This is a genomic window from Paenibacillus sp. KS1 (assembly GCF_001680695.1).
Classification (GTDB): Bacteria; Bacillota; Bacilli; order Paenibacillales; family Paenibacillaceae; genus Paenibacillus_B; species Paenibacillus_B suaedae.
Genome location: NZ_MAIS01000071.1, coordinates 22,449 through 33,611, shown reverse-complemented (window position 1 = coordinate 33,611; position 11,163 = coordinate 22,449). Strand labels below are relative to the sequence as shown.

The window sequence follows — 11,163 nt, the reverse complement described above, 5'->3', positions numbered from 1 at the left end:
ACAGCCCATACAACCACAGCCCATACAACCCCCACAAGACTCGCTGTCATCGTTGAAAGGGATGTACCGATTCCAATGCGAGACGGGATTATCTTATACGCCGATATTTACCGTCCAGAAGTAGGAGTCCACCCCGTGCTTCTATTGCGCACCCCGTACAATAAGGAAGATGCACAGACGATGAATTATGCGCATCCATCTTGGTATGCACAGCATGGGTATGTGGTGATTGTCCAAGATGTACGAGGAAGATGGAAGTCGGAAGGAGAGTTTGAGCCTTACCGCAACGAAGCTTGGGATGGCTATGACACGATCGAATGGGCAGCGGTCTTGCCTGACGTGATCCCGAAGGTGGGCACGTACGGCTTTTCTTATGCGGGAGCGGCTCAGTGGTATGCGGCAACTGCAAGACCTCCGCACTTGGCTTGTATGACGCCCGCGATGACTGGATCAGACGCTTATCAGGGCGGTGTATACCGCAATGGGGCATTTGCCCTCGCCTGCAATCAGTCGTGGATCATGTTCCTTACACAGAACACGGCTAGACGACATGGACGTCCCGAATGGGAGCGGGAGCTGGCGCGCGGGGGTTCTGTTATACATGGCTTGTACAGCACACTGCCGCTTCAGGATATGCCGCTCATGAATGATGAGTTTGCACCGTTCTATCAGGATTGGCTGCAGCATCCGACACGAGATGAATACTGGAGAGCACTGTTCATCGAAGAGCGATATGACCGCATTGAAGTGCCCGTCCTGCATATCGGTGGTTGGTATGATCCGTTTGTAGATGGAACCATTCGCAATTACGAAGGGGTTCGGCAGCAGGGGGCGAGTGAAGAAGCGAGGGAGAATCAATACTTGCGAATCACACCGTGGTATCACATGCCGTGGTCGCCATATGTCAGTGAGCTTGACTTCGGCATTGAGGCTTCGAATCGAGTAAATGAGTGGCAATTGGCATGGTTTGATAGGTGGCTGAAGGGGGATGAGCATGCACTGCAATCGTGGAGCAAGATTAGCTACTTTGAGATGGGATCGAATCAGTGGAAGCATACTCAGACTTGGCCCCCCCCTCAGGTGGAGCTAACGAAATATTATTTGCATGGAGATCGGGCCAACTCCATAAATGGAGACGGTCGACTGTCGCAGGACTTGCCATCTGACGACCCGCTGCTTGCAGATACATACATCTATGATCCGCTCATTCCAGTTCCTGCGCTTGGAGGGCGATCGGGTGCAGTGCCCGACCTGACCCCGATGGGGCCTAAGCTGCAGCTAGCGAATGAAGTCCGCAATGATGTGCTTGTCTATACGACAGAGTCTCTTGATAGATCAGTCACCGTTGCTGGAGAAGTTGTTGCTAGGCTGTATGCGGCGACGACAGCGGTCAATACCGACTTCGTTGCTAAATTGATGGATGTCTATCCAGATGGAAGGGCGTACAACATTGCCGAAGGCATTGTACGTACAGCCTATCGTCGCTCGTTGGAGCATCCAGAACCAGTAGTTCCAGGAGAGGTGGTCGCTTATGACATTTCTCTCGGACCAACCTCTATCGTTTTTCAAAAAGGGCATGCGATTCGGTTAGAAATTACGAGCTCCTTGTTCCCAACGTACGATCGGAACCCAAACAGTATGATCCCGCCTGGGGATGTGACGATATCTGATCTAGCACTTGCGACTCAGACCGTGTATCGTTACGACGCTTTCCCCTCACATCTCCTTTTGCCGATCGTATCCGTACCATCTTTATAAGAGAGCAGCGTTAAATGAGTCAGATTAACTTGTTCTATGTAGTAATAAGAAGTAATGAGAGGGTTCCCCTACATTTCTTTTTGATATTGTGATTCAATACAAGGAATTCATGTCAAAAGAAAGAATACAGTAATAGTTCTTTCATGCTAGTTCCATGGAACTGGTCAGTGTGTAAAGAGCAGATACTTGTAGGTGGGGGAGTTGTTTGGATGAATAGCACATCACGGCGCAGGCTTGGTCTACTCGTAGCGTTAATCGTATTATGGGGCAGTGTACTCGGTAACCAGAGCCCAGCGTCTGCAGCAGCAACACAGATAGACTGGAAGCGGGTGCAGTTGAGATCTAGCGATTTTCATGACATTGTACGAAGTGGAAAGGGCAACGTGGTCGCTGTAGGCGATGATAGTACGATCGCATATAGCGATAGCGGTGATAATTGGAACTATACCCCCTCTCCAGTTATTGCGAATTTACGAGCGATTGCGGCGAACGGGAAGCGCTATGTAGCAGTGGGCGACAGAGGGGCAGTTATTACGTCAACGAATGGCAAGCAATGGACAGCAGGCAAGATCAAGCTGGATTATACGGTTGGCGACTTCCGCGGTCAAAACGTTAGAAGCAGCAAGGATCGGGCAGCGATGAAGGTCAAATATACGCAGAAAGATGTCGCGCTGACAAGTGTGGTCTGGGACGGAAGCAAGTTCCTCGCGTACGGGATCATGAGTGTGAAAGTTGAGGAAATATCCTATCCTGTTTCTGTACTTATCGTCTCTCAAGATGGAGTATCTTGGTCCATGTATCCGGTATGGAAGTCGGAATTGATCGGAGGACTGGAGGCAGGAAAGCTCTTCGTGCATAAGGGAACCGCGTTCATTTTGCAGGATAAATACGTTGCGTATTCATCTGACTATAAGAAATGGAATGTGCAGAAGTCCGGCATAGGGGTAACGGTTCATAAAATTGCGACGAATGGTACCAGACTGGTGGCCGTCGGATGGGATGGAAGGCTGCAGGGCAGTGACGTGAAGCAACCGAGAATGACAGGGATTATTTACACCTCAACAGATGGACTTCATTGGCAGGAGTTGAACCGAGACCCTAATGCAAAAGGCAACTCCGCTGCGGGTAAGCTTGGCCTTAGCAGGTTGTCTGTTGGCGCAGTAAGCTGGGATGGCAATCGATTTATTGCAGGGATCGAAAAGGGCGGGTTTGCCCAATCAACGGATGGTCTAGGATGGACATTTGTGGATACGAATCAGCAAGCAGAATCAGATGCAAGTACCGGTTCCTTTTTTAAAAAGAAATATGGTGGCATGCTTGCGAATAGTAACGGACTGTATGCAGATCAAGAACGTGTGGTCACAGTAGGTAGTCTGGGTACCATTCGAACCTCCCTGCCAGATATGCGGGAATGGAAGGTAGTTGTTGAAGGAAAAGTCAGGGATCTCAGTTCTGTAAAGGCATCGGGAAGCCGCATTGTCGCATTTGGAGAAGGTGTAATTGTGGAATCGCGGGATGGCGGAGTGAATTGGGATGTACATAACCCGAAAGAGCTTGAACGAGCTTATTTTTATTCAACTGCTGCTGTGCAGAATGTATTCGCGGTACGAGGAATTGATAATGTCGATGGAAAGTTGGAGTCGTTCATCTATTCCTCCAATCAGCATGGTGTATGGATGATGCACTCTGGCGGTGAGTTTACGAGTAAGCCCCGTGAAGTGTACGCAGGGGATAAGCAGCTTGTAGTTAAGCTGTTGGAAGGAACCGCTGTATCAACAGATGGATCAACATGGTCGACTAAATCGGTATCGACTCCATATGTGGAACAGCTCGCGAGCAATGGGCGAATCGCCATTGGCAGACAGGTTGATGCAGAGAGCTTCAGCAATGTTCTTATGATCTATAATGGCTCCAAATGGGCAGCTAGCAAGCATACTGCAAATATCGTACGGGGAGCTGTATGGGATGGCCGCCAGTTCATTGCCATTGCAGACAGTCAGATCATCACATCGAAAAACGGGGCTGATTGGAAATCGACTTCCAATTCGTATGGAATGAATGCAATTGCTTATGGAGGTGGCAAAATTCTCATTGCGTGTGATAAAGGAACACTGCTGGAATCCACGGATGGCGTGCGCTGGGAAGAGAGATCGGTTTCCACTGCAGTGGATCTCACCGACATTGTATGGGACAGTAACGGAAAGAAGTTCATTGTATCGGGCAAGGGCGGAACTATTTTGGTGGGTTCTCCGAAATAGGATACAAGGTTCAGAGAAGGCCGCGTTCACGGTTGTTGAACGCGGTCTTTGTTTGTTCATCCTCGGTTTGTGCTGAATTTATGAAGCTTCTTCATATCTCTAATGCGATCACAGGTTGGTGTTACAAGGGCTAAACTTCAAGTATCGGCATATATGCTTATTACCTTCTGTTGCTCATACATATGGAAATAGGGTTCTTTTGTAGGTAAGGAATCGATGTTTGATCAACGAGGGGAGAGGGGAACGGCAATGAATCAGGAGATGAACGGGGGAGTTGCGGCAGGGAGCCAGTCATCTTATGCCAATATACAGACGCAGTATGCATTCGATGGTGCAAGGGATATGAATTGGTGTAGTCAATCCATAACATTTGTGCTCGTTCATGGCTCGTGGGGGGACTCGAGTTATTGGTGGAAGACGGCTGAAGTTCTTCATGGCATGGGGCATACCGTCTATACGCCGAATTTACCAGGGCATGGAATGGATCGGAACAAGAATGTAACCCACGCCATGTATGTGGACACAGTCATTCAATGTATTATTCATCATCAGCTTACGAATATTGTTCTTGTTGGTCACAGCTTCGGTGGAACGGTGATTAGCAAGGTAGTGGAGCTTGTGCCTGACCGTGTTCGGCGCCTTGTATATATGGATGCATTCGTGGTACGCAATGGATACAGCACGGCGGATGAGATTCCTCCCCAAGGCAAGCAGGAGTGGATTCAGTTGGCGCAGCAGTCATCTGATAATACGATCATGCTGCCCTTCGCCGTATGGAGAGAGACCTTTATGAACAATGCAAGTATTGAATTAGCGTTTCAAATTTATTGTACCGTTACACCAGAGCCTGCGGGGCCATTATTCGAGAAGCTGGATCTGACGGAATTCTATCGTTTATCTATGCCCAAAAGCTACTTGTATTTGACGGATGATACCGCACTTCCGCAAGGAGAACAGTATGGCTGGCACCCTCATATGTCAAGCCGACTTGGGATGTTCCGGCTTATTACAGCGCATGGCGATCATATGACTCCATTCCATGTTCATCCGCATCTCGTTGCGGAGAAGCTTGTTGAGGCAGGGCGGGATTAAATGGCGAGTGGAAGCGGCGCAGATATGCTGGCTTCATGCATAACAAAGGCTGGTCATAGGAGTATTCTCCACGACCAGCCTGCAAGTTCTGTAATGAAATAGATAATTGATAATTCGAATTACTGTGGATTTGTTGTCCAAATGCCAGCAGTCTTCACGAATACACGTTGTGGAAGCTTAAGAGCCGCAAGGGCCAGTTCCGCTACGTCCTCTGGCTGCATCATGCGATCTTCGTCGCCAATGTTAAGACCTGCATTTACTGCGAGATCTGTATTCACTGTGCTTGGCGTCAGTGCAGTTACGCGGATGTTGTGCTTGCGCACTTCCTGCATGAGCGCTTCGGTTAAGCCCATCACTGCGAACTTAGAAGCGTTGTAAGCAGAACCAGTAGCGAAGCCGCGTTCGCCAGCTGTTGAAGAGATGTTAATAATACTGCCTTCATTCTGCTCAATCATCGCAGGCAGCACAGCACGAGTTACATAGTAAGTTCCCATCAGATTAACTTGAATGATGCGTTCCCACTCTTGTGGATCCATGTCGACAAGTTTGCCGAATTTCGCAATGCCTGCATTATTGACAACGATGTGAATGGCACCCAACTGCTCCGTAAGGGAGGCAACAGCGCGGTTTACATCATCTTGTACCGCAACGTCAGCTGTAGCGATTGCGACGCGAATATCATATTTTGCAGTCAGCTCAGCTTGAAGTGCTTCAAGGTCAGCGCTAGTTCGAGCGATGAGACCAAGGTGCACACCTTCTTGTGCCAGCGATTCAGCCAACGCTTTGCCAATTCCTTTGCCTGCTCCCGTAATCAGTGCGGTTTTGTTCGTAAGATCTTGTAATTTCATATTCAATAATCTCCTTCAGATGTTTATGCTTGTCCGTTATGACTAACAACAAGCTCATATTTGTTCAAGGAAGCGCCGAGCATGTACTGCTTGCTGTCGCTCGCACCCCGGTGAGATTCGCGGAAGGTATCACTAGAAGTCCAGTTGCGGAATGACTCCTCGTTCTCCCACACTGTACATACCTTCAATTCCTCTTCGCCCTCTTGACCTGCTCCAAGCCATACCTCCATGCGAATGAATCCGCTCATTTGCTGAACGCCCTTGGCTTGCGCGAATCGCTCTGCCACTTGCTTGCCGAATCCCTCTTGAATTCGGATTGTGTTCGTAACGACTAACATGCTATCGCCTCCTGTGTGCATGATGGTGTTGATGTTCATTTGTACAGATCGTATGTCTGCCTCTCTATTATACTCGAACGCATGGACAAGATCACACCTTCGCATTCCCATATGTATATTGGAAGGTTGTGGATGTATGGTGCGTTAGTTAGCCGATGCATCGATACGAGATACATGCCCAAGGGCCACACAGGCAGGCTTTCTGGTCATGTGCGATATTGGTAGCATTCACTCGTGAGTATCTCTCATCACATTCCATGTGGTTCCCCAGTCTTTCATTGCATCGAAAATAGGACGAAGCGTTAGCCCCTTCTCGGTTAACGAGTATTCAACATGCGGAGGGATCTCGGAGTATACAGTTCGCTGGATAATATGCCGCTGTTCCAGTTCCTTCAATCGGAGTGACAGTGTGCGCGGACTAATGCCGTGAAGCGAGCGCTCCAACTCTCCGAACCGTTTCGTACCGTAGAATAATTCACGCAGTATAAGAAAAGTCCACTTGCCTCCGATGATATCCATCGTATGTTCGATGGGACAAGCAGTGGTTGGAATTGTCCCTATAGTAGATTCGTGTTCTAGGTGATCTAGTATAGTGTTTGGGGAGGCAGTAGATTGTAATGTTCTCTCTTGATAAGGTATAGTTGTCGATTGCTCTGGAGTTGTCATATGTATCCCCCTTCGTGTGTACACTTCATTTAGTATAGTGCAATTCATATGATATCGCCAATGTGCCAGTCGTTATGAAGACATCCATAATGAATTGCTCGAAAAGGGGTATTCACATCCGATAGCAGAGCATGGCCATCCGATATCTTTCCGAAATCAATCGAACTGAAGAACAAGGAGGAATACAAGGATGTTAGGCACTCGCAGATTATGTAATGAATGACGTATGTATGATAAAATAAGTGTGATATTAGAGTCAGAAGGAGAGGAATGTCATGAAGGTACTTGTCATTGTTGCACATCCCAACTTGGACGCATCCAACGTGAACCGTGCTTGGGCCGAAGAGCTTCGCAAGCATGATAACATCACCGTACACGAGCTGTATAAGGCGTATCCAAATGGACAGATCGACGTCGAGAAGGAGCAGGCATTGTGTGAAAGCCATGATCGTATCGTATGGCAGTTCCCATTCTATTGGTACAGCTCGCCGCCATTGATGAAGCAATGGCTGGACAGTGTGCTTACATATGGCTGGGCATATGGCTCCGGTGGCGATCGCTTGCGCGGCAAAGAGCTGATGCTGGCTGTATCGACGGGAAGTCCGCAAGAGAAGTATCAAGCAGGCGGCCTCAATCACTACTCCATGAGTGAGCTGCTGAAGCCGTTCCAAGCAACGAGCAATTTAATCGGCACGACATACTTGCCGGCATTTGTGTTCCATGGCGCGATGGGCGCAGAAGAAGCTGTGATTCAGAACAGTGTCAAGGAATATGTCTCCTATTTGTTGAAGTAGGATGGAATGCACGTTACATTAACTAAGGATTAGAAATGGGATTGTGCATTATAGGAGATTATTATACGAATAGTGAGATAGCTCTGGTTATGAAAAAAAGGTCGAGTTAAGGGGAAAACCAATTCTCCTTGGACTCGGCCTTTTGTTTATTTGTTTTATTCGAATAGCGGGAACTCCTAGCGCGACTTATCAATCACAAGCTATACCTTGCTATACGCGAAGAGGAATCCCATTCCCGAACGCCAGCTCTTCGAGCTTAGCGATAATGCGATCTTCGGTATCGCCGCCAACTGGAATGCTGCACGATGCGTGTGGAAGCAGCTTATCGAAGCTGCCAATGGCAACAGCGTATCCAGCTTGCACGAACATCGGAATATCGTTCATATCGTTGCCGAAGCAGACGAATTGACCAGGAATAATCCCGAATGAACGCAGAGCAGCCATTTTGTTAACTCCAACGTTGGTCATGTCCAGAATGCCTTCCGCAGAGTGATAGTGAAGCGTTGTATCCAATGACTTGAGCTTTTCAGTGAGTTCCTCTAAGCGATTGCTGCCTAGAACGAGAATTTTAATGGTGCTGTGAATTTCGTTCATCGGTACATGAGCTGCCAATCGCAGGGGATCGACATTGAACAGGAAGGGATGTGAATCCTCCAAGTTATGTGCATAGTTCCACTCATCGTCTACGAGATATGAAGCCTCATATTGCTCTAGCAAGCCCATGATTGTATTTGAAGTTAATTGGGGAAGCGGATTGCTTGCCAGACGCTCTCCCTTGAAATAGGTCATGGCACCGTTGGCACCGATGAGCAGGTTATGGTGAAAGCATTCATCGAGCACGGGCAGCATATCCCGACACGGGCGGGCAGACGCGAAGCCGACGACATGTCCAGCTTCTTGAATGCGTGCCAAGCAGTCCATAATTGGTGCAGAGACTGGCTGTCCTTTGAATGAAATCGTACCATCAATATCGAAAATGAAGTGCATGTGTGACTGTCTCCTTTTGTAGGTATAAGATATTCGCTAGTCGATCCAGCGGAAGTGATAAGCATTTAAAAGAATGAGAGGGCTTGTTGGACGGCGGAATAGCCGAAATAGATGCCGAAGCCAATAAACACAATCCCTGCGGCAATCGATACGTATTGCATAAGTCGCGGCGTGACGGCTTTGCGGCTGACATGAGTCACGATTGCGACGAACAGATCCCATATGAGAATACCGATAATGATCGCACTGCTGTACAGCAAGGTATCCTGCTTGCCTATTACATCTATGGTCGATGCCATTACCGAGCCGTATATGCCAATCCAGAATACGATGTTAAGCGGGTTGGATAACGCCAGCAAGAAGCCCGATAAAAAAGAAGAACCGACATGCTCCTTCTTGGCATCAGAATCTGTGATCTGTACTGTAGATCTAGCCTCACGAATACTCTCATATCCAAGATACAGCAGCAATATGAACCCTGCAATCCATAGAATCAGCTTGGCGAGCGGCGTTGTTAGGAACGAGGTGGCTCCATAATAGATAAGCAGCATGAATATGACATCTGTGCTCATTGCGCCAAGCCCTAAGAACCAAGCGTTCCAGAATCCATTCTTTAACCCGGCCTTAATCTGTGCGATGCTGATCGGACCGACGGGGGCTGAGAGAGACAGCCCGAGCAATACATAGCTGAACCATACGCTAGCCATCTGATCTTCCTTCCTGTCATTACGAAATAATGGTATTATTGTACTGACTATCTGTCCTGTTGATAAGTGGCAGATTTATAGATTTGGATGGGGACAGAGGTGAAGGAAGATGCTTGAACTGACACCGCATATCGATGATCAAGCAGCGGAACCGAAATATGCACAGCTGTACAGTTATATTGCGAAGCAAATAGTGAACGGAACGTTAGTAGCAGGTACGCGTCTGCCTTCGATCCGAACACTGGCTGTTCATTTGCAGGTGAGCCGCAATACGGTTGAGGCAGCCTATCAGCAGTTGATAGCAGAAGGGTATGTGGAGAATCGCTCCCGAATTGGCTTGTTTGTCATGCCGATGGAAGGGGATGTGAAGCATGCAGAGTGTAGGGATAGAGGATATGACCGAGAGCTAGCAGGAGGGTTCACAGGAGCGCTTGAACGAGAGCTGACGCAGCCATTAACAACTTCTGTTTCGCTGGAGGACAGGGATGGATCTGATAAGGATGCAGAAATTGAGATTGATTTTCGCCATGGCAATGTAGATAGGGATAAGTTCCCGTTAATCGTATGGCGGAAGTTAGCGAATGATTTGTTTCGACATAGGCAGGATGAGGCTCTGCAGTACGGACACCGTCAGGGTGAAGCGGGATTGCGGAGGGCCATTGCTCAATATTTGTACCAATCAAGGGGAGTGCGCTGCACGCCGGAGCAGATTGTGATGGGGGCTGGCATCCAGCAGCTGCTCATGCTTATCTGTCAGCTGATTCGCCAAGATACGCGTTCGATTGCGATGGAGGAGCCGGGTTATGACGGGGCGAGGGCCATATTCTATCATCATGGCTTCGAGATAGAGCCGATTGCGCTGGAGGCTGAAGGCATATCTGTACAGCAGCTAAGAGAACGGAATGCTGGTGCGGTATATGTCACGCCGTCGCATCAATTTCCACAAGGCATGGTGATGTCTATTGCGAAGCGGATGCAGCTGCTGCAATGGGCGAACGAGAGAGGAAGCATTATTATCGAAGATGATTATGATGGGGAGTTCAAGTACGGCGCGAAGCCTGTCCCTTCACTGCAAGGGCTGGATGGGCATGGTCGGGTCATCTACGTTGGAACGTTCTCCAAGTCTCTGCTTCCTTCCATACGCCTAAGCTATATGGTGCTTCCTCCATGGCTGCTAACGCGGTATAAGCTTGAATTCTCTGCTTATGAGCAGACGGCTTCGAAGCTGCATCAGATGACAATGGAGCGATTCATGTCAGAAGGGCATTGGGACAAGCATCTGCGGAAAATGCGCAAGCTGTATCAAGAGAAGCACAGCACATTGCTGACAGCCCTTAAAAAAGCAATGGGCGATCGAGTCCGCGTAATTGGTCAGCAATCTGGACTTCATATCGTGCTTCAAGTGAAGCATGAACATCATGAGCAGCAATTAATCGAAGCAGCAAGAACTGTTGGGGTCAAGGTGTATCCGACCTCGACTTATCGAATTCAGCAAGAAGCAGACGAGATGCCCTCCTTGCTCATTGGCTTCGGCGGACTCAGTCTGCACCAGATAAGAGAAGGTGTTGAGCGGCTGAGCAAGGTTTGGTTCGGATAATGGTTTGGCAGCTGCCTTCTTATCAAAGGAATCATTATATCCTTATATTCATATTTACTTTGCGCAAGGCTGAGGGCTGTAAAACAGCTAGCATACTAGCACAGTAGAGTAAACTTAG

The 11,163-nt window shown here is 48.4% G+C and carries 10 protein-coding genes; 5 read left to right on the top strand and 5 right to left on the bottom strand.

Features of this window, described 5'->3' with window-relative positions; all coding sequences use genetic code 11:
• The 3 genes from BBG47_RS20605 to BBG47_RS20595 form a co-directional block, all read left to right on the top strand.
• On the top strand, positions 1–1,758 hold a 1,758-nt coding region (locus tag BBG47_RS20605; protein ID WP_368072456.1), incomplete at its 5' end, for a CocE/NonD family hydrolase.
• A gap of 209 nt (positions 1,759–1,967) precedes the next feature.
• Entirely contained in the window at positions 1,968–4,016 is a 2,049-nt protein-coding gene (locus BBG47_RS20600) for a beta propeller repeat protein (RefSeq protein ID WP_065293278.1), read from the top strand.
• 342 nt (positions 4,017–4,358) lie between these two features.
• On the top strand, positions 4,359–5,108 hold the full coding sequence (locus BBG47_RS20595; protein WP_065293282.1) for an alpha/beta hydrolase: 750 nt from the start codon (positions 4,359–4,361) through the stop codon (positions 5,106–5,108).
• A 119-nt stretch (positions 5,109–5,227) separates the two neighbouring features.
• Here BBG47_RS20595 and BBG47_RS20590 read toward each other — a convergent pair whose 3' ends face one another.
• From BBG47_RS20590 to BBG47_RS20580, 3 genes are all read right to left on the bottom strand, one after another.
• Positions 5,228–5,956: a 3-ketoacyl-ACP reductase gene (locus tag BBG47_RS20590; protein ID WP_065293277.1), complete on the bottom strand. Its 729-nt coding sequence runs from the start codon at positions 5,954–5,956 to the stop codon at positions 5,228–5,230.
• Between the two features lie 23 nt (positions 5,957–5,979).
• Positions 5,980–6,294 carry an antibiotic biosynthesis monooxygenase gene (locus tag BBG47_RS20585; RefSeq protein ID WP_065293276.1) on the bottom strand — a complete coding sequence of 105 codons (315 nt, stop codon included), beginning with the start codon at positions 6,292–6,294 and terminating at the stop codon, positions 5,980–5,982.
• A gap of 228 nt (positions 6,295–6,522) precedes the next feature.
• The gene (locus BBG47_RS20580) at positions 6,523–6,813 is read right to left on the bottom strand and encodes a winged helix-turn-helix transcriptional regulator (RefSeq protein WP_065293281.1); all 291 of its coding nucleotides are present in this window, start codon (positions 6,811–6,813) and stop codon (positions 6,523–6,525) included.
• Between the two features lie 422 nt (positions 6,814–7,235).
• Here BBG47_RS20580 and BBG47_RS20575 point away from each other — a divergent pair, with 422 nt between their 5' ends.
• A complete protein-coding gene (locus BBG47_RS20575) occupies positions 7,236–7,754 on the top strand; it encodes an NAD(P)H-dependent oxidoreductase (protein WP_065293275.1) in 519 nt (172 codons plus the stop codon).
• 210 nt (positions 7,755–7,964) lie between these two features.
• Here the strand turns inward: BBG47_RS20575 and BBG47_RS20570 are convergent, their stop codons facing one another.
• Together BBG47_RS20570 and BBG47_RS20565 are read right to left on the bottom strand one after the other, a co-directional pair.
• Complete coding sequence (locus BBG47_RS20570; RefSeq protein ID WP_065293274.1) at positions 7,965–8,741, bottom strand: HAD-IIB family hydrolase; 777 nt, start codon at positions 8,739–8,741, stop codon at positions 7,965–7,967.
• A gap of 65 nt (positions 8,742–8,806) precedes the next feature.
• Positions 8,807–9,448, bottom strand: coding sequence for a LysE family transporter (locus BBG47_RS20565; protein WP_065293273.1), 642 nt, complete (start codon positions 9,446–9,448; stop codon positions 8,807–8,809).
• Between the two features lie 109 nt (positions 9,449–9,557).
• On the opposite strand from BBG47_RS20565, the gene pdxR reads away from it, so the two are divergent.
• Positions 9,558–11,045: a MocR-like pyridoxine biosynthesis transcription factor PdxR gene (gene pdxR, locus BBG47_RS20560; protein WP_065293272.1), complete on the top strand. Its 1,488-nt coding sequence runs from the start codon at positions 9,558–9,560 to the stop codon at positions 11,043–11,045.
• Positions 11,046–11,163 lie beyond the last annotated feature (118 nt).